The sequence below is a fragment of the Candidatus Tisiphia endosymbiont of Nedyus quadrimaculatus genome (assembly GCF_964059235.1).
Lineage (GTDB): Bacteria > Pseudomonadota > Alphaproteobacteria > Rickettsiales > Rickettsiaceae > Tisiphia.
On sequence record NZ_OZ060452.1, the window covers coordinates 476,125 to 496,327 of the forward strand.

Annotated in this window: 18 protein-coding genes and 2 pseudogenes; 3 read left to right on the forward strand and 17 right to left on the reverse strand. The window is 32.4% G+C overall.

Going from position 1 to position 20,203, the window contains the following annotated elements:
- Window positions 1-73: 73 nt before the first annotated feature.
- From AB3211_RS02400 to AB3211_RS02460, 13 genes and pseudogenes are all read right to left on the reverse strand, one after another.
- Window positions 74-568 carry an ATP F0F1 synthase subunit B gene (locus AB3211_RS02400; RefSeq protein WP_367364565.1) on the reverse strand — a complete coding sequence of 165 codons (495 nt, stop codon included), beginning with the start codon at window positions 566-568 and terminating at the stop codon, window positions 74-76.
- On the reverse strand, window positions 568-1,047 hold the full coding sequence (locus tag AB3211_RS02405; protein WP_367364566.1) for an ATP F0F1 synthase subunit B': 480 nt from the start codon (window positions 1,045-1,047) through the stop codon (window positions 568-570). Before AB3211_RS02405 ends, AB3211_RS02400 begins: the two co-directional genes overlap by 1 nt.
- 6 nt (window positions 1,048-1,053) lie before the next feature.
- Entirely contained in the window at window positions 1,054-1,278 is a 225-nt protein-coding gene (locus tag AB3211_RS02410; RefSeq protein WP_341748043.1) for a F0F1 ATP synthase subunit C, read from the reverse strand.
- 147 nt (window positions 1,279-1,425) lie between these two features.
- Window positions 1,426-2,154 carry a F0F1 ATP synthase subunit A gene (locus AB3211_RS02415; protein WP_367364567.1) on the reverse strand — a complete coding sequence of 243 codons (729 nt, stop codon included), beginning with the start codon at window positions 2,152-2,154 and terminating at the stop codon, window positions 1,426-1,428.
- Window positions 2,154-2,417, reverse strand: coding sequence for an AtpZ/AtpI family protein (locus AB3211_RS02420; protein WP_367364568.1), 264 nt, complete (start codon window positions 2,415-2,417; stop codon window positions 2,154-2,156). Before AB3211_RS02420 ends, AB3211_RS02415 begins: the two co-directional genes overlap by 1 nt.
- Before the next feature lie 284 nt (window positions 2,418-2,701).
- Complete coding sequence (hemW, locus tag AB3211_RS02425; protein WP_367364569.1) at window positions 2,702-3,898, reverse strand: radical SAM family heme chaperone HemW; 1,197 nt, start codon at window positions 3,896-3,898, stop codon at window positions 2,702-2,704.
- Window positions 3,899-3,943: 45 nt separating this feature from the next.
- Window positions 3,944-4,285 (reverse strand): nucleotidyltransferase family protein, encoded by a 342-nt coding sequence (locus tag AB3211_RS02430; protein WP_367364570.1) that lies wholly within the window; start codon window positions 4,283-4,285, stop codon window positions 3,944-3,946.
- Window positions 4,266-4,724, reverse strand: coding sequence for a nucleotidyltransferase substrate binding protein (locus AB3211_RS02435; protein WP_367364571.1), 459 nt, complete (start codon window positions 4,722-4,724; stop codon window positions 4,266-4,268). Before AB3211_RS02435 ends, AB3211_RS02430 begins: the two co-directional genes overlap by 20 nt.
- A gap of 370 nt (window positions 4,725-5,094) precedes the next feature.
- Window positions 5,095-5,247 (reverse strand): annotated as a pseudogene (locus tag AB3211_RS02440) (palindromic element RPE1 domain-containing protein); the annotation flags it as partial.
- A gap of 3 nt (window positions 5,248-5,250) precedes the next feature.
- On the reverse strand, window positions 5,251-6,495 hold the full coding sequence (gene hemA / locus AB3211_RS02445) for a 5-aminolevulinate synthase (RefSeq protein WP_367364572.1): 1,245 nt from the start codon (window positions 6,493-6,495) through the stop codon (window positions 5,251-5,253).
- A 43-nt stretch (window positions 6,496-6,538) separates the two neighbouring features.
- The gene (gene mutL / locus AB3211_RS02450) at window positions 6,539-8,566 is read right to left on the reverse strand and encodes a DNA mismatch repair endonuclease MutL (protein ID WP_367364573.1); all 2,028 of its coding nucleotides are present in this window, start codon (window positions 8,564-8,566) and stop codon (window positions 6,539-6,541) included.
- Entirely contained in the window at window positions 8,541-8,714 is a 174-nt protein-coding gene (locus tag AB3211_RS02455; protein WP_341753834.1) for a zinc-finger domain-containing protein, read from the reverse strand. Before AB3211_RS02455 ends, mutL begins: the two co-directional genes overlap by 26 nt.
- Window positions 8,715-8,811: 97 nt before the next feature.
- Window positions 8,812-9,483, reverse strand: coding sequence for a phosphatase PAP2 family protein (locus AB3211_RS02460; protein WP_367364574.1), 672 nt, complete (start codon window positions 9,481-9,483; stop codon window positions 8,812-8,814).
- 73 nt (window positions 9,484-9,556) lie between these two features.
- On the opposite strand from AB3211_RS02460, the gene AB3211_RS02465 reads away from it, so the two are divergent.
- The 3 genes and pseudogenes from AB3211_RS02465 (at window position 9,557) to AB3211_RS02475 (ending at window position 11,685) form a co-directional block, all read left to right on the forward strand.
- Window positions 9,557-10,261 carry an MBL fold metallo-hydrolase gene (locus tag AB3211_RS02465; protein WP_410521614.1) on the forward strand — a complete coding sequence of 235 codons (705 nt, stop codon included), beginning with the start codon at window positions 9,557-9,559 and terminating at the stop codon, window positions 10,259-10,261.
- Window position 10,262: 1 nt separating this feature from the next.
- Window positions 10,263-10,985, forward strand: coding sequence for an amino acid ABC transporter ATP-binding protein (locus tag AB3211_RS02470; RefSeq protein ID WP_367364576.1), 723 nt, complete (start codon window positions 10,263-10,265; stop codon window positions 10,983-10,985).
- Window positions 10,982-11,685, forward strand: a pseudogene (locus AB3211_RS02475) (TIGR02281 family clan AA aspartic protease). The gene AB3211_RS02470 and the pseudogene AB3211_RS02475 overlap by 4 nt, the downstream one beginning before the upstream one ends.
- A gap of 498 nt (window positions 11,686-12,183) precedes the next feature.
- Here AB3211_RS02475 and AB3211_RS02480 read toward each other — a convergent pair.
- The 4 genes from AB3211_RS02480 to AB3211_RS02495 form a co-directional block, all read right to left on the reverse strand.
- Window positions 12,184-12,480 (reverse strand): hypothetical protein, encoded by a 297-nt coding sequence (locus tag AB3211_RS02480; RefSeq protein WP_367364577.1) that lies wholly within the window; start codon window positions 12,478-12,480, stop codon window positions 12,184-12,186.
- A 182-nt stretch (window positions 12,481-12,662) separates the two neighbouring features.
- On the reverse strand, window positions 12,663-13,466 hold the full coding sequence (locus tag AB3211_RS02485; RefSeq protein WP_367364578.1) for a DsbA family protein: 804 nt from the start codon (window positions 13,464-13,466) through the stop codon (window positions 12,663-12,665).
- 397 nt (window positions 13,467-13,863) lie between these two features.
- A complete protein-coding gene (locus tag AB3211_RS02490; protein ID WP_410521604.1) occupies window positions 13,864-17,613 on the reverse strand; it encodes an acyl-[ACP]--phospholipid O-acyltransferase in 3,750 nt (1,249 codons plus the stop codon).
- An 81-nt stretch (window positions 17,614-17,694) separates the two neighbouring features.
- Window positions 17,695-19,980 (reverse strand): N-6 DNA methylase, encoded by a 2,286-nt coding sequence (locus AB3211_RS02495; RefSeq protein ID WP_367364579.1) that lies wholly within the window; start codon window positions 19,978-19,980, stop codon window positions 17,695-17,697.
- Window positions 19,981-20,203: the final 223 nt, after the last annotated feature.

Here is a 20,203-nt window from a genome sequence, read left to right on the forward strand (position 1 = left end):
TGCTTTCGCAGGGGTGACATGCAGGGACACCCTAGACTATTAAACTGATGTCTTACATCGAATTGAGGTACAGTTATTGTATAAATTTTTCAGATGCTGGATTTCTCATGAGTTTCTTAGCTATCTCACTATCTGATATGGAATCGTTTTTTGTAGATTGCATATATATAGCTACTAATTCTAGCATTTTATCGCAAAACTCAGATTGTAGCATTTGAGAAGCTTCTAGCTTTTGCCTATTCATTAAATCTATAGTCTCAAGTTTTTTGCTTTCTAGAAACTTATCAAATTCTTCGTTTTGCTGCTTAATTATATTATTGGCAGTTTCTTTGCCATCTTTGATCATTTTTTCTCTTAAAATTTCAATCTGTTGTATTTGGACTGCAGCATCTTCAAATAACAACGTCATATCTTCGTTAAGCTTTTGGGCTTCTAAGACTTGGTCTTTGATAGCCATAATTTTGTCATCTAACGATTTTAAAATTATATTTTTTATCGGTCTATAGACCAAATACACAAAAATTAGGAAACAGATGGCTAGCCAAAATTTTTCGTCAAATAATTGCATTATTTTATCTTTTTGTAAGATTCTTTTAGTAAGTCTAAATCAACTTCTTGATTAGTAATTTTTTGAATTAATAATTTTGCTAAATTGATGCATGAATCATTTTCATCAATCCAAAATAATTTATTAGTTTTTTCTATATCATGATGATTATTGGTAATTTGTGCTTTCAACTCATTATGGAGTTGCATTTTTTTTGATAAAAGAGATACTTCCATTGCATCTCTAGCTTCTTTTTTAATATTTTCCACTATATTTGATATTTCTGCTAGCGTATTTGCATATTGCTTGTGCAAGCTATCAGCTTTTTCCCCAAGACTTTCTGCACTAGCAATATTGGTATCTATATAAGCTTGCCTATTCTCAAGAATCTTTTCAGTTAGTGGTGCAATGAACTTATGAACTAGAAGGTATAAGATACTAAAAACAACTACCAACCAAAAGATTTGCGAACAATAAAAGGTAACATCAAATTGAGGCATAGTTACTTAAGAAAATATCAATAAAATTGCAATTACAAACGAGAATAAGCCCATAGCTTCCGTAAGTCCAGCTCCAATGAATGCCATTCTTTGTAATTGATCAGTAGCTGAAGGGTTACGGGCAATTGAAGACAGCAATGCACTGAATATACTACCTACACCAATGGCAGCACCTGACATACCAATAGCCATTAATCCTACACCAATAAATTTTAGAGACGTTCCGTCCATATTTAAACTCCTAAATATAAAAAATTCTAGGTTCTTGTGTATGACTTCATTTTTATTCGGATAACCGCAGCGGACGATGATGTACGTGAGGATTCGAGAACAAAAATAACGATCTATAAGACCATAAAAATGAAGCCTTCGCAAAACCTAATGTGAATTTACAGCATCATTCAAGTATACACAAGAAAGAATTGTAAATATATAAGCTTGAAGTATTGCTATAAAAATTTCAAATCCAATAAGGATCACAATTAGTGGAATTGGCAAAAATTTAAAGAAAATCATTAATGAAACTATAAATCCTGCCATTACCTTTAGTAATATATGTCCTGCCACCATATTAGCAGCTAACCTTAAAGATAAACTTATAGGTCTTGCTAGATAGGCAAATAATTCTATCAAAATCATAAGCGGAGCTAACCAAGATGGCGTACCTTGAGGCAAAAATATTGATAAAAAATGTATACCGTGATTAATAAAACCAATAATTGTAACCATAAAAAATATCATAATTGCTAAGGCAAATGTTACTATAATATGGCTAGTAACAGTGAATCCGTAAGGAAGCATGCCGAGCAAGTTACATAACAAAATAAACATAAACAAAGTGAAAATGAACGGTATAAACTTACGCCCCTTTTCTCCAACATTTTGATTGAGCATCACTGTAATTATATCATAAATTATTTCAGCACTAAGCTGTAATCTAGATGGTATAATTTTTTTGCCTTTTAAGGCTAAATAAAAATAGGAGAGACCTACAACTCCAGCAAGTAACATAAACAAACTAGAGTTAGTAAAACTAATATCGAAACCAAATAAATTAATTTCTACTAGTTTCTTTATTGCAAATTGATCTAAGGGACTATGGGACATTATTTCTTATTTAGTTTTTGCCAAATTATTTTAAAACCTGCAAGCATACCTATCAACAAAAATATTATAATACAAAATGGTTTAGAATTAAACAATTTATCTAATGTAAAACCAACAAAAAACCCTAGCATCACACTAGAAAACAAATCTAACGCTATAGCCAGTGTATCAATTTCTTTTTTTGGATTAAGTTTAGGGTGAAAATGATTATTTGTTTTAAGTTTCTTAATCCTTTTTTGTATCTTATCTAACTCTTTTTGCATAGTACCCTACATTTTTTATATAACCACTATTAAAATGGCTGCTGATCGTCTATTAGCGAGGAGTCGCTGAAAGCGGCGACGCGGCAATCTAGGATACGCGAAGCGTACTAGAAAAAACAGCTTCGCTGTTTACCTAGATCGCCACGGCATCTAAAGATGCCTCGCGATGACGATTATAGAAAAATGTAGGGTACTATGCTCTTTTTGTTCCAACATATACATTAATACAAAGAAGTCTATTTAAACCTCATATTCTAGCCAGTTTTGGATTAAAATTAAAAATTTTAATCCAAAACTGAGGTTTTAAATAACCTTGGTACTATATAGCTATGTAACATTAGACCTTTATTTGTAAGATTAATATGACCTTTATCACCTAATCCCTCATCCCACCTAAGTACACCTAGCTCTTTATAGTATGTTGCCTTTTCCATATCTAAAATCTCAAATAATTGTTTACCAGTTCTTTTCTGTATACTATCAATAGTTATACCCTTTTCAAGACGTAGTCCCATCATCAACATTTCTTCAATTATTTCTTGCATAGAAAGTTTATTAATCTGCTGAATACCACATCCTAAACTATCAACAGCTTGTAACCATTTTTCTGGTTTATGCCACATCATGATACTATAGAGATTAGATGTAAAATTACTATCACACATATTAACCCTGCTGTGGCTACCCGGACCTATACCTAAATAATTGTCATATTGCCAATATGTCAAGTTATGCTTACATTCATGACCTAATATAGCATAATTTGATATTTCATATCTAAGATATCCTTGGGAGTTTAAATACCAGTTAGTCCACTCATAATGGTCAGCTGCTTGATCTGAGTTTGGTATAGTTAGATTTCCCTCGTTAAACAATTTATAAAATAACGTACCCTTTTCGATGACCAATTGATATAGTGAGATATGACCTGAGGCAAGTTGCATGGCATTGGTAAGTTCATCTTGCCAACTTTCTAGAGTTTGGTTACTTCTTGCATAAATTAGGTCAAAAGATATTCTAGGGAAAAGATGGCGAGCTGTTTCAATAGCTTTGATTGCTTGCCCTACATCATGTTGTCGTCCTAAACTCTTTAAGTCATCTTCCACTAGAGATTGGACGCCAATTGATACACGGTTTATTCCAGCTGATCTAAAGTCCCTAAATTTTTCAGTCTCAAATGAAGTGGGATTTGCTTCTAAAGTAATTTCTGTCTGCTCATCTATTATTGCTAAATTTGCTATTTTTTTAATTATTCCTTCAACAACAAATGGCTTCATTAAAGATGGAGTTCCACCTCCAAAGAAAATAGATTTTATATATTTATGACCTATAGTATCCTTGAAATGATCAAGCTCTAATTCATAACATTTCAACCATGTATCATGATCTACTTTATTTACAACATGAGAATTAAAGTCACAATACGGACATTTTGACAAACAAAACGGCCAGTGTATATATATCGATAAAGGATTTTTCATGTTTATGCTTAGTTTAACATTACTTCAGCTCATCTTTTACTATCACTAAAGCAACTTCTCTTCAAATTGGTCATGCGTAAACAATAGTAGCATGTTAGCATCGATATGTTCTTTGAGAGGTGGATAGGTGATCAGATCATAAGATTGTACATCTACTTTAACTGGTAAGTTACTGTCATTAAGTAAAGTAAATATACGATCGAGGGTTTTTTCATCAAGCGAACCATAAATAACTATATCAATATCAGAATTAGGACGATAAAAACCAGTAGCACGCGAACCAAACAAACCAACACTCTCGATTTGTTTTGAGAAGGGCAACAAAATATTGCGCAGTATGTTTAACTGTTCCGTACTTAATCCATGATTAGATATGTTTACTTTCATCTACCATCTCTTCTTCTGCAAATTTCAGCATCACCAAATACATGTTCTCCAATTCAGGATAATAATCCTTTTCAATATTTATAATAATTTGTTCAAATTGTTTGAAATCGTAGGTATGTGACATCTTATTACGAGAATCTAAAGCATTCATCCATACTTCACCATTCTTAATCAAATTAGCGGCAATAGCTGCCTTAAGTACGGTAGCTGGGGTAATGGTTGATAGTATCACCCCCTTATATTCTAGATAGTCTTTAAGTACGTTCCATGTCAATTCCCACGTATATTCAAAACGCTGCACTACTCCTTCCATCTCTAACTGACTTATCTTGCGTTCTCGCATTATGTACATCGCCTCGCGTAGCAAAGCAAAAGCACGTTTAAAATTATCAAAACGATATAGCCAGCGAGGAGTCTTTATATTAGTAAATGTGGTCATGTTAGTTCATTTCTTAATAATTTTCATTATATATTATTTTCTTTAGAAATCGATCGAAGAAAATGTATAAATATTAATTTAACAATCAGATGCAGGGTCGTCTCAAATCTGATTGTTTCTATAATTTCGCGTAATTCACATCTAGCTGATTTTGGAGTAATACCATTTCCCATTATTAACTACGCTATTTAGTGCTACAGTTGTAGTACTAATGTCAAAACGATGTCATCCCAGCGAAAGCTGGGATCTAATAATGTTTAATAGTCTTTTAGGCTATTTTTTTAGATTCCCGCCTACGCGGGAATGACAGCTTTGGGTAGTAACTACAACTGTAGCACTAAATAGCGTAGTTAATAATGGGAAATGGTATAATAGATCTCTTTCGAAACTCTACTTCTGCTGGTAATTTATTCGTCGCTCCGGTACTCGAATCCTCACGTACATTTAAGTACGCTGCGGTTCTGCGTTCCGTGACTCCTTTAAATTCCTCAGCATAAGCGAATTTCGAAAGAGATCTAATATTATACTACGCTGCAGGGTGTAAAGGTAATTTTATTATAGAGTAAGAATTGATTGATGGTGATATATCGAGCAGGCTAAAAATTTCAACAAGGGCTGTGGTAAGATCCTGAATCATTTGGTCGGTATGGTTAGGTGTTGGAATGATTCTTAAACGTTCTGTGCCACGTGGTACTGTTGGGAAGTTAATATGCTGAACATAAATATTATATTTGTCCAACAACATTTCAGAGGCTTGTTTGGCTTTAATTGGATCACCAATAATTATTGGTATAATATGACTATCATTTTTTAAATAATTTACTTTAGCTTTATCAAAAGATTCTTTTACCTTGGCTATTACCTTTTGGTAAGTTTCCCTCTCTATATTAGAATTTTTTAAATGACGAATACTGGCAGTTGCTGCTGAAGCAATAATTGGGGGTAGAGAGGTGGTGAATATAAAACCTGGTGCAGTAAGCCTTATAGAATCGATAATTTGACGATTGGCTGCAACATAACCACCAATAGTGCCGTAAGCCTTACCGAGTGTTCCTTGGATTATATCAATTTTATCAGCACAACCCTGAAGATCGGCAACGCCAGCACCATGCTTGCCGTACAGACCAACTGTATGTACTTCATCAATAAAGGTTAAAGCATTATATTTTTTAGCTAAATTCACTATTTTTTCTATTGGTGAAAATAATCCGTCCATAGAATAAGCTGATTCAAAAACAATAACCTTCGGTCTATTAATATCTACCTTTTTGAGTAATTCTTCAAGATGGCAAGTATCAATGTGCCGATAAATATGTTTTTCAGCTTTTGAATTACAGATACCGGAAATAATAGAAGCGTGATTTAACTCATCTGAGAAAAAAACTATATTAGGCATTATTTTTGCCAGTGTTGCAAGGCTAGTATCATTGGCAACATAACCGGAAGTGAAAACTAGAGCTAATTCTTTATTATGTAGGATTGCTAGTTCCTTCTCTAATTCTATTATGCTGCTATTATTGCCACCTATATTTCTTGTACCACCAGAACCAATGCCATATTTGGATGTAGCATCTAACGCAGCTTTGGTAACATCTGGATGCTTACTCATACCAAGATAATCATTAATACACCACATTACAATATTTTTATCATAATACCAAGCAGATGGAAAGTTATTTGCCTGTCTTTGAACAGGCACAAATTCACGATATCTTCCTTCTTGTTTAATTCTAGTTATATGGTGATCGAATATATTATGATAGTTAGACATTACATTATTTTTTTATACAGTTTAAAACCTACCTAACCTCAGGTTACCTACGTCCAAATAATCGCTCAATATCTTTGAGTTTGAGTTCGATGTAAGTTGGTCTACCATGATTACACTGACCAGAAAATGGGGTTTTTTCCATTTGTCTTAATAATTCATTCATTTCTTCAGAAGATAATTTACGACCTGCTCTGATAGCATAATGACATGCATAGGTTTCTGTAACATATTCAATCAATTGAATCAAGGAAATATTTTCACCAAGATCAGATAAATTATCTGCCAAGTCTTGGGTAAGTTGGTTTATATCGGTATTTCCAAGTAAGCTTGGAGTCTCTGATACAATGATGGATCGCTCGCCAAATTTCTCTAGGCTTAAACCTAATTTAGAAAGATCCTCCTTTTTATTATACAATAAATCAGCTCTTTTGACATCCGGTAATTCTACTATCTCAGGCATGAGTAATCGTTGCTTAATTAATCCATTGTTACTTATCATTTGCTTAATTTTCTCGTATCCCAAACGCTCATGTGCTGCATGTTGATCTACGATAATAATACTATCTGCTGTTTGTGATATTATATAAGTGCCGTGCAGTTGGGCTCTCGCTGCTCCGAGTGCAACATTAGGCTTTTTGCATAACTCTACTTCTGCTGGTAATTTAGGCAATGGTGCTAGACTTGAATCCGTAACGGAATTTGCCGTATTGTTTGAAGGGCGAGGTTTCAATCCTTCTACGAATTCCCTAGTAGAAGCGAATTCTGCAAGAGGTTTATTATTACAATCTAGGTCTAGGATATCATCCTCTAGCACTTCTACTTTAGCATGTGGGTCTGTCTTTATTAATTGTTGCTGAACATTAGAACTATCATTGTGCCTAGGAATGGTTAAATTTTGAGCCTTATAAGTACTGATATTATCAGATATACTCAAACCATTTGGATATACTTTGTTGGAAGAAGAGGTAGGGTTCTTTTGGGATGCCTTATTTGTTTTAACAAAGTTATTAGCAGTAGTAGTATTGCGAAAAAGACCTAAGGCAGTTGTGGCAATATTCGTTGACACCATATGACTTCTAATGGCAAGGGCATCTTTGATAGAGCTTATCAGTAATCCCCGTATGGTACTAGGATCATGAAACCTTACTTCTGTTTTAGCAGGATGCACATTAACGTCAACCATGTGGGGATCTATCTGTAGAAACAAAACTGAAACTGGATGTCTATCCCGAGCTAAATAATCCTGATAAGCTAGTCTTAGAGCGATTTGTAGTAATTTATCCTTAACGGGTCTATTATTAACAAATAAAAACTGATCCTCAGCAGAAGCCCTATTAAAGGTAGGAAGGCTGGTAAAGCCATATACTGATATTTCCGGTCTTTGTAGATTAATATGGACAGAATTTTCAATAAAATCATAACCCAATATATCAATTATTCTTTGTTTTAAAAGATCATCAAAATTTCCATCTTGACCTTTTACTTTTATGATGTTTTTGCCATCATGAGATAAATTAATGCTGATTTTAGGATGAGCTAATGCAATTTTCTTGATTACATCAACCGAAGCTGCCAATTCAGTTTTATCAGATCTTAAGAACTTTAGTCTTGCAGGGGTAGCAAAGAATAAATCACGTATTTCAATCTTAGTACCCTCGTTATGAATGGTAGGTTTAATCTCTTTATTATGTCCACCGCTAGATTGTATATGATAAGCCCTATCAGCCCCACGTGCCTTTGAAGTAATCAACATCTTACTTACAGAACTTATTGAAGGTAATGCCTCTCCGCGAAAGCCAAAAGTGTGAATATTTTGTAAATCTGACTCATCAAGTTTAGAAGTAGTATGACGTTCTACGGCAATTTTTAGATCTTCCTCAGACATGCCTATTCCGTCATCAGAAATAATAATAAGATTTTTCCCTGCCTGCTCAAGCATGATATCTATCTTAGTGCTAGCTGCATCAATAGCATTCTCAACTAGTTCTTTTACCACCGAAGCTGGTCGTTCAATTACTTCCCCAGCAGCGATGCGGTTTATAGTACTATCTGATAGGAGTTTTATCTTCATTACTTACTAACACAAATGTTTTACTACAATAAGGACACACAATAGATCCTTTAGTTGAATCAATCTCCAAATAAACTCTTGGATGATCAAAAGGTGGTTCTTTGCCAAAACATGATACGGATGTAGAGATAGTCTCAATAATTTCCATATTTTGCATAAATTTGAAGCTATATAAGAATTTTTTTAGTATCTTGCTACTATAAAACATAAGTGAAATTTATTCAAAATAAAAATTACTATTACTATTAATGGTCTAGAAAATAATGATATAATAGAGAAAGAATCCTTTCACCAAACCATTTTATTAAATTGTTGGTAAAAATTTTAAAAATCATTTTACTAACCACTATAATCATTATGGTGATAAGGAAACTATAAATAATATCAGCTGGGTAATGCATAGCAAGAGTAATACGTGAGACTGCCACTAATAAAATAATCAAAAAGGCTATAATTTTTTGCCCCATTGTTATATATGGCCAAATACAGTAAGACACCATTAATGCTAATCCGGAGTGACTACTTGGAAAGCTAGATAAACATCTTTCAAGTTCAACATTAGCAATTGTTACAAAACTATTAAGAGGTAATGAGCAAAATGGTCTAGCTATATTAACTGAAAACTTAAATAGAGCATAAGTACAACCGAATGTAGCATAAATTATACCAATCATTACCATTTTATTATATATAGACCAAAATTTGATCTGACGCTGATTAAAATCTTGAATCTTTTTTAACTGGATATAGAAATATCCACAATATATAAAATAAACGATAGCAAAGTTGGTAATATTAAAACAATAAGAGATAATTTGTAGAATATAAGCTATTATGCTAAAATGGTTAGTAATTCTATTGATCCACAAGAATATCTCTTGATTAAGGCCATGGAAATTATATAAAAGTTCAAACATTTTCAATTTCAATTTTGTTTGGTTTAAGTATATGCTACAAATAACAGTGCTAGGATGTGGCTCATCACTTGGTATGCCGATAATTAATTGTGATTGCAATATATGCACTTCTACTTCAAGTTACAATAAAAGAACTAGATCATCAATATACATCGATGATGGTAATAGTCAAATTCTTGTTGATTTTGGTTTTGATATCAAGAATCAATTAATGCGAGAAAAGATTAAAAAATTGGACGGTGCTATATTAACCCATTATCATGCAGATCATGTTAACGGTATTGATGATTTACGTGTATTTCCATTTTTCCAAAAAACACCACTAGAAATTTTTTCTGACAGTAGCACAGCATTGAAAACTGAGAATCGTCACCAACATTTATTTGCTCCGGATAAACTGATTGCAAGACCGGTAGATTTTTTTGCAAAATTTAAAATTAATACCATAGATGTACAATTCTTCAGACAACATCATGGTCCTATAGATAGTTTAGGTATTAGAATGGATGATTTTGTATATTCTAGTGATGTGCTAGCTTTTCCGGCAGAATCTAAACCATTCTTGAAAAATATCAATGTTTGGATATTAGACTGTATGGCGTATAAATCTAATGATTGCCATGCAGGATTAGATAAAATTTTACAGTGGAACGATGAATATAAGCCTCAACAAATATTATTAACGAATATGAATCATTTTATTGATTACCATGAGATATCAAAAATATTGCCAAGTAATATAAAACCTCTATATGATGGTTACAAATTTATAGTTTAGTATGATAATACTCGATAAGGTTTCAAGAAACTATGGCAAAACCTATGCTGTTAAAGATATTAGTCTTGAGTTCAAGAAAAAGGAAACTATAGCGATTATAGGATCTTCTGGTAGTGGTAAATCCACTTTATTGCGAATTATCAATGCTTTAGAAGTTCCTACTAGTGGGCATGTGTTAATTGATGACAAAAAATTGACGCAAAAAAATAAAAGGAAGCTTTGTCTTAAAATTGGCATGGTTTTTCAAGCTTTTAATCTTTTCCCGCACTTAAATGTCCAAGATAATTTAATATATGCTCCTGTTAATATTTTAGGAATGAAGCAAATGGCTGCCATTGCTAAGGCAGAGAAATTATTAGAACAATTTGGTTTAAAACAAAGAATTACCGCCTTTCCTGTCAATTTATCTGGGGGGCAAAAACAAAGAGTAGCGATTTGCCGAGCCTTGATGATGGATCCAGAAATAATGTTATTTGACGAGCCTACTTCAGCTTTAGATCCTGAAAATATTAAAGATATTATTGAAATTATATCTTTATTTAAAAGTCAAATGACTATGATTGTAGTTACTCATCATATTAAATTTGCCAAAGCCATAGCCGATAGGATAATTTTTATGGATCACGGGCAAGTTTTAGCTGATCAGCCGGCAGTAGAATTTTTTGAAAAACCCAAATCTCATAGAGCAAGATTATTTTTAGAGAATATAGGTGATTTAATGTGAGTAAAAAAAGTCTTGTAAAGTTAATTATTATTCTCTGTATTAGTACTATCATTACCTTCTTTGTACATAAACTGATAGAGGCACAACTTCTTGGTTTCTCTTGGGACAACCAGAAAAGTATAACTTGTTTTATAATGATTTTGGTGATTATTAGTATAGTTTATAATTCCTTTAGTCAACAAGGTATAAAGATACTCTCTATTCAATTATTAACTTGGGGCGGAATCTTCTTAATTATAATTACTGGTTATGCTTTCAAGTTTGAATTAAATTACGTCGCTCAAAGAGTCATATCCGTACTAATACCATCATATAATTGGGTCAATAAACAAGGGGAATTAGTAATTAGTCGTAGTAACGATGGGCATTTCTACATTAATGCCGTGGTAAACGGAACAAGAATTAAATTTATGATTGATACCGGAGCAAGTGATGTTGCTCTTACTATTAGTGATGCTAAAATGCTAGGATTTGACTTATCAAAACTAAATTACACTAGAACTTACTCTACAGCTAATGGTACGAGTAAGGCTGCTCCCGTGAGATTAAATAGTGTTGAGATTGGTAGAGGAGCTTTTTTAGAAATGTTGAAGCTCATATAGGTACTGGCGGTCTTGACGTATCGTTACTCGGCATGTCGTTATTAGAGCGTTTTAAAGGTTTCAGAATAGATCGAGATATGTTGATTTTGAGTTATTAGGTGTATACTCTTCTAGGAAACAATTAGCTAACATATTGATTTTCAAGCATTTTTTACTTTTTTGTTTCTTCCATTATGAACTTGATCGCATAGCATATCAAGTGTGGAGTTCCTAACAAACTGCTTCTAATAGTTTGTTTATGTTTTTACATAATACGCGAATTCGGGATAAGAATTTGTCAATTCTTATCCCAAATTCGGTGAAATTATAGAAACAATCAGATTTGAGACGGCTCTGCATCTGATTGTTAAATTAACCTCAGTTCGATGTAAGAATAATTATTATTCTCTGCACGCTCGATGTCATCCCTGCTTCGGTGTGGGATCTAAAAATGTTTAAGCACTTAATCCTTGCTACTTCTTTAGACCCCTGCCTACGCAGGGGTGACATCACCCACAATAGAGATGATACTGGGTCTAGTATTAACTTGTTACATCGAATTCAGGTTAACTTAAATTCTTTGTCAAACTTATTGGTAGAAAGTATTCTAAAGGTCACTATTTGCCTTCTTTGGCTACTTCTTGTTCTACTTCCTCTTGTAATCTATCAAGATGCTTAAAAAATTCTTCCTTCGAATCATAAGAGTTTAAATTAATACCTTGATGTGATTCTTCTATAGTTTTTATGGTTTCATCATTCAATACATTTTTGGATACATAAGGCTTATATTCTAATTCAATTTGTTTGTTTAATGTTTGTATTACAAAATCCTTTATACTAATGCCTTTCCAAGTGGTAAGCATCTTTAGCTTAAGGTGGAATTCATCCGAAACATCTAAGCTTAATCTAGACATAAGTTTCTTTAATTTGTGTGAATGTTGTAATAAACATTATAACTTCATATTATGCGGTTATCAACCTAAATATGAACTGCCAAACGGTTTCTAAGAAATAACTACCTAACATAACCTCAGTTCGATATAAGAATTATTAATTCTTATATCGAACTGGCTTTGTTATTTGGATGACACCGAAACTACTTATTTTGACTTCGTATATTAGCAACTATCGTCTGCAATTGGTCTAGATCTACCATTCCTGCTATTAATTTACCATTAATAATATAAGCAGGTACTCCCTGTATTTTTAAACCCTTTGCTAACTTAACATTTTTGTCGATGAGATTTTTTATTTCATCTTTATTAATTTCTTCCGCAATTACTTCAGGATTTAGATCATTTACTAGTAACAATTTTTCTACAGATTCTTTGGTAATAGATTTTAAGACCATTAAACCATCATGAATATCTTGAAACTTATTTGGAGTGGTTTTATAAACAGCTAAAGCAATAGTTGCAGCATAATTAGATGCATCACCAAGAATCGGGAATGGTTTTAAAACGACTTTAACCCCCGTATCTAATTTGATTAACTGGTTAATAAAGTTATGACCTTTTTTACAATAACTACAATTATAATCATAAAAAGCAGCGATGACTACATCTCCATTCGGGTTACCAAGTACAGGAGATGTAAGAGAATCCTCTATTTCAGATTTATTATCTTTTATATATTCGCTAGTTTTTATTTCCATTTCTTGCATTTTACGTTGCTGAAGACCTTCTATTGCCTGAATGATTATTTCAGGATTATTTAACAAATATTCTTTGATAATTTTCTCGGTTTTTTCTACTTCTTCTTTTCTGTCTAACACTTGCTGATCAAGAGTGTTAATCGAAACCGTAGTAGAAGCACTAGGAGTCTTCATAGTTTTATAAGCAAATAATGCTAGAAGAACAACAACAATAATCAATAATACTTTACCAACAACATTATGCATAATATTTTTCTATTAAATAGATTAGTTTGTTATAAATGGTTTACTAGTCCAAGTTATATAGTACATGGGTGTCAATTTACCCCAATTCGGGATAAGAATTAGTTAATTCTTATCCCGAATTCGCGTAACTTAAGCGACCTAGATACCATTCCTGTATTGATGTCAGACCTGCGTAGGCATTGTTGCGTGGATCGCTAGTATGTCATTCCAGCGTAGGCTGGGATCTAATGTTTAATAGTTTTTTAGGCCATTTTTTTAGATTCCCGCCGTTGCTGAGAATGACAACTTGCAATCGTTATATTCTTTATCACCCAATCCAATTTGATTTACTATAGTACTACGCATGGATGACATCGTTTCGGTCACATAAGCACCATTACTTACATAGCTCCCTACCTTATTTCAGCATTTTAGTTACTTTTTTATAATTTTCAAGCATTTTAGTTATTTGTCGATAATTTACTTTACCTATTGGTAGAATCGGTATTTCTTTAACAGGGATAATAACTGGTATATTCTTTTGGTTTGAGTCTATTGAATTTTTATGCATTATTTCTATGAATTTCTCGCTATTTATGGTCTGACTTGTGGTAAAGAGAAAAATCTGTCTGTCTTTATCATCATCAGGGCAAATAGCAACATGCTTACTATCAACATCGATCATATTAGCTAAATCCTCTATTAATATCAGCGAAATTACTTCTTCTATTGTAACAAATTGCTGAATACGGCCTAATAAGGTAAGATATCCGCCTTCATCAATTTTTACGATATCTCCAGTATCATACCATCCCAAACCCAATTCTTCTGATGATGTAGGGTGGATAACTCCGGGATTATTAGAGTGCATATAGCCAAGCATAATATTTGGTCCTTTGATGAATAGTTGTCCTACCCCCTCTATTCCAATAGACCTATCGCATAATTCTACTTCTGTTGGTATACTCTTCTGCTTTGAAGAATTGGCTTTTGCAAATACTTGCGGGGAATTCGCGTACGAACAACGGTTTACTACGTCTAGTCCGCTCACCCCTTGTTTGTTGCCCCCATTCTTCAAATCATTTGAGTATAATTTATTTGTGCTACTGGTATTCTGCTCCTCACATACATTTGAGTACGCTGCGAGCCGAAACTCCGTGGCTTCTTTAAATCCCTCAGCAGAAGCAAATTCTGCAAGAGGTCTATTGTGAATTGGTCTAATATAATATTCTATTTTAGGCATCAAACGCCCTACACTTCCAGCACGATAATGCATTGGGGTATTACAAGATATTATTGGAGATGTTTCTGACGTACCATATCCTTCAAAAATTCTTATACCAAACTTATCAAGCCATAATTCCCTTGTTTCTTTTCTCAGTTTCTCACTACTGGTAAATACGTATCTTATAGAATAAAAATCGTAAGGATGAGCATAGACAGCATAACCATGCAAGAATATATCCGTACCAAACATAATTGTTGCTCCGATATCGTATATTACCTCAGGAATACTCCTATAATGCAGAGAAGACGGGTAAAGAAACACTGGTATAGCATTGAGTGTCATCATTATTGTTCCAGATAAACCAAAACAGTGAAAAAGCGGTAAAGCCATAAAGGCAAAATCATCAGGACTAAAATGTACCTTAGCTAGAAGTTGGCATCTATTAGCCTGCAAGTTCCTATGTGATAATACTACAGCTTTAGCCGTTGCTGAAATACCCGAAGTAAATACTACAACTGACGGATCATTATCATCATAACTGCTACATATATTGTTGTAATAACTTTGTGGGAAGAAGCTGGCAATAATAGCCTTAATTTTTAAATATAAACCAATTCTTTGTGTAAAATCTTCAAGGTAAATAATTTTTATATTGACTGCTAAGATTTTTGCCACCACTTCCTGTAATCCAGCTTTTTCGACAAACTGTTTTGAAGTATATACTATTTTAACTGACGTTGTTTTACATGAATCCACTATATTGCTAACCTCACTCATATAGTCAATCATAACTGGTCGACGGCAGCAGGCTTGCATAGCATAAAAAGTAACAATAGTTTCAACCATATTAGGTAGCATAAGACCTACATAGTCAGCTACTTCCGTATCCTGTTTTATTAAATTTGCTAAAGTAAAAGACCCCAATATTAATTGGCGATAGGTAACAGATTTATCATCAATATCTTGTATTATTTTTTTGTTAAAACCGTAAGCTTTTGCTGTCTCAATTAAAGACTGAAATATAGTATTCTGATAATCAGAGCTTTCAAACATCATATCAGCCATGATATCATAAAGAGCCTGACCTATATATTTACGCTTTTCCCTGTTATCTATATTCGGCTTAGAAGGAAATTTTACTGGTGGTAGAATAGTGATAGTAATCTTAGGAAATATCCGTGTTTTTAGTATGTTTTTAAGTTTGGAAAAATGAGTAAATTGTGTACCATCTATTCTTACAGGTAGAATTGTTGCATCAGATTTCTCAGCAATCATGCCAGGTCCTTCATATATCTTCATTAAGGAACCAGTAATACTTATTCTTCCTTCGGGAAATATAGCAATTTTTTTATCTTTTTGTACCTCTCTAATCAAAGTTTTTATAGCCATTGCATTAGTAGGATCAACCGACAGCGTTTTTGCCATTTTTAGAAATGGTCTTACCCACAATGCTTTAGCTATAGTTGTATTAATGGCAAAAGTCATTTCTTCAGGTAGATAGGTTGCAAGTAAGGCAGGATCAATATATGAAATATGATTAGCTATAATTACTGATCTTTTGCCGGCTTTATAAAAATTTTCAATGCCTTTAACTTCCACTCTATACATGCAATCAAAAATAAATTTCAAAATACTTCGGATAACAGCAAAAGGTACTATTTTTACTTCAGGAATTAATTGATAAATATAATAAGCTACTACTATGTTAAGTAGGCTAATAAATAATATAACAAATGGTATCGAATATCCCCAATGGAATAGCAATGAAAGTATTGCAGTAGACACAGCCATAAATATAGCATTAATAAAATTATTTACAGCAATTATTCTACTACGATGAGCTGAAGAGCTAAAATATTGTAATGACGCAAAAAGTGGAACAATATATAGACCTCCTATAGCAGCTATAAAAAATAAATCTATAATAATCCGCCAATTATGCCTTTTAGATAAAAAGACAAATATACTCTTTAACTGTTCCGGTTCATAATGAATTGCACTAATTCGACTGGCAAAAAACAGATCAATGCCAAATATACTTATGCCAATTGCCGAGACAAAAACATATTTTGTGGTAATTTCATTTTCAAAAATCTTACTACACCAAAAAGAACCAATGCCTACTCCAACTGAAAATGTTGCAAGGAACAAATTAGCGACATTTTCATCTGCTCCAAAAGTATCTTTAGCAAGAGATGGGATTTGGGCAAGTATTGCTGCACTGATAAACCAAAACCAAGATATACCAAGAATCGCTAAATATATTTGTTTTTTAGCTTTAGCATATTTAATCATTTCTATGCTTTCACGAAATAAGTTTAAATTTATTTTAATTTTAGAGTTAGAATTATTTGATTTTGGCAGAAAATAACTAGAAACAACGCCAACTATAGCAATAATTATCAAACTAATAGTTATTAGATTACCGCTTATAGTGTAGTACCCTCCAATAATAGTTCCAATTAAAATAGAGATAAATGTTCCTGCCTCAACAAATCCATTAGCTCCCAATAACTCATTTTGGTATAAATGATCCGGCAGAACACTATATTTTATTGGTCCAAAAAATGTTGAATGTATACCCATAAAAAATATAGATAAAAAAAGTATAACTAAACCATTGTAAAAAAATCCATAAGTAGCAAAAAGCACTATAGCTAGTTCAAATAATTTAATGATTTTAACTAAAGTTGATCGCTCATATCTATCAGCCACCTGTCCTGCAATACTTGCAAATATTACAAAAGGTAATACAAAAATAGTATTAGCAGCTAGCACAAGCAATTGGGTTAAATCCATCAGTTGGCTAGATAGTTTATAGGTAATTAATATAATTAGAGCATTTTTTAGTATATTATCATTCAGACAACCACAAAATTGTACTATGAAGATAGGCAAAAAACGCGTATCTCGAAATAAATATAACCGATTTGATTGCATGTTTTCTCCAAAGACATATTTAGTTGCGGTATAGTATGTAATTTGTTACTTTATGTCAAATAATCTGAAATTATATTTAATTCATAAATGAGGTAAAATTTTATGTATAGATTCTTTAAGATTATTTTTAATTTTCTGAAATTCTTCCGTGATATTATTTAGTTTACTTATTTTTTCTAAAAATTCTTTCATTTCATTTTTTTTAAGTAATGGTATGTGTATATTACAAAGCTGTTCATAAGTTAAGTTTGCTCTAACAGCTCCATACTTTGTATCGTATTTGCCAATAATGGATAAATAATATTTTGACTTTAAAATATGTAATAAATATTCGGATGGTAGAGTATCTTGGAATTTTTTTAAAACTCTAAAGACGATATAAATACCACTTACATAACCACCACTTAAATCCTTAAAGACTAAACCTAAAGAACCAACATTAATCCTATGCGGATTATATACCAAATCTCCAGCTTGAACCTGCTTGTATTTTTGGTTTATGTCCTCACCTTTTAAAATTTCATTGTCAAAAACACCAATACTATTACTTACACCTAAAATTCTAAAATCTGTAATTGGTTGTAAAGACGGCTCTGTTTTTTCTGTTATCTCCTCAATATAATTACCAAGTTTTATAATATCGCCTTTTAAATTAGCAAAAATATCAAAATAATCATAAATCCATAAACTATAAGCATTCTTGGTGACTTCAGTTGATGCTATTATAGCAGACTCAATTTCCAAAACAGTCTTTTTATTATTGAAGGCATCAAGTGCAGCTGGCAAATCATTGTCCTTAATTGGCTTCTTTCTTGAACCAAGTTCATGACCAACCGCATTAACTGCAAAAAAGAACGTGTTTGATATCTTTCTGTTTTTCTCGAAATACACAATGCTTGTTTTTGTTGGTGTGTAAGGTTCAAAAAGCTTTCTTGGCAATGAAACAATAGAAACATTTGATGAGTTATTAAAAATATACTCTCTTACCTTTCCAACATCGCCCCCCTCTGAAAGAAAATTTTCTTTTACAAGTAAACAACCTCTACCACCTAGTTTTAAAGCTTCAAAGCAATGCAAAGCACAAATAGCGTCACCATTATTTGATTGAATGGGATATAAATACCCAAACCTTGTTTGTTGCGAATATGGTGGATTTGTAATTACAATATCATATTTTTGATTTACATAATCAGAAATGGTGTCTTGTTTTTTGATATTACTATGTCCGTCTCCGAACAAAATCATATTCATTTTTGCAATTCTTGCATTTACAGTAATCTCAGAACCGTAAATTGTTTTTTTTCTTAGAATATTTTGCATCTCATCGTTAAACGAAGTTCTGATTTTTAAATATCTAAACGCTTCAATTAAAAACCCTCCTGTACCACAAAAAGGGTCATAAATGGTTTCACCAATTTTAGGATTAACCATACTTATCATTGTTCTTACAATGTTTCTAGGTGTAAAATATTCGCCTAAATCTTTAATTTTGATGCCTTGGTAAGCATTTTTTAAAAAATACTCAAAAGCATCACCATTCACATCACTATCTGAAGCTGTAAGGTTAAGTTTTGAAAGCTCACAAATAATTTCTTCAAAAATATCAGGTGAACTAATAGGGAATGCTTCGTTAAAAATATCGCCATATTTCTCGTTAATCTTAATCCAAACAACATCTTTTACATATTGATACAATTCTTTTCCTTTTCTCTTAGTAAATGAACTCCATCTAAGATACTCATCTAATGTATTCTCTTCACTTCCACACATCTTTAGAACAGAAATTTCATCAAGAATTTTTAAAAACAAAATATCAGAAAATGCCCCAAATCTATCAAGACCAGCTTGTAATCCATCCTCTCTTAGTAAATTAGCTGCACTTTTAAATACTTTAATAAGTTCATCTCTTGAATGCTGAATAAAATTTACCGCAGATAGTATTTCAGAGCCCTCATTAACAAATCTGAGTGCCGTATGGTGATTTATAAATTGCCTTACATCTTCCCCGTCAATTTTAAGATTACGTCCATTATACAAATATTGTGTTTCAATATAACTTCCATTATAAGCAAATATAAGAGGTGTATTTAGTGGTTTAGCATACAAATTCAATGCTTGGTTCATTGCTAATTGTATACTTTCATTCGGTTTTTTTGCCTCAATTATTATTATTGGTTCATTACTTCCTTCCTTGTATAGTACAAAGTCAGGTATTTTACCGTTAAGTAATTCTTTTTGCTTTGTAAGTTTCACTCTTTGCTGAAAGACGTTACATTTTGGGTCTTTTTCATCGACAATCCAACCAAGATTATCAAGTTGGACTAAGATATCATGCATTACAGATGCTTCTAATCTTTTAGTATACATATAGAATATTCCAATTTTACAAAACAGCTTGTTTTACCAACAAATTAAACATATCGTAATTATCTCTGTTAACCTGAATTCGATATAACAAGTTATTCCAAAATCGGTTATATCTATAAATATAACAGATTTTTATGATCCACTAATAGCTGTTTTCATTATTTTTGCGGTATTGCTTATTTTTTTCATCCCCTAACCAGTACATTACTATTACTCATTCTTT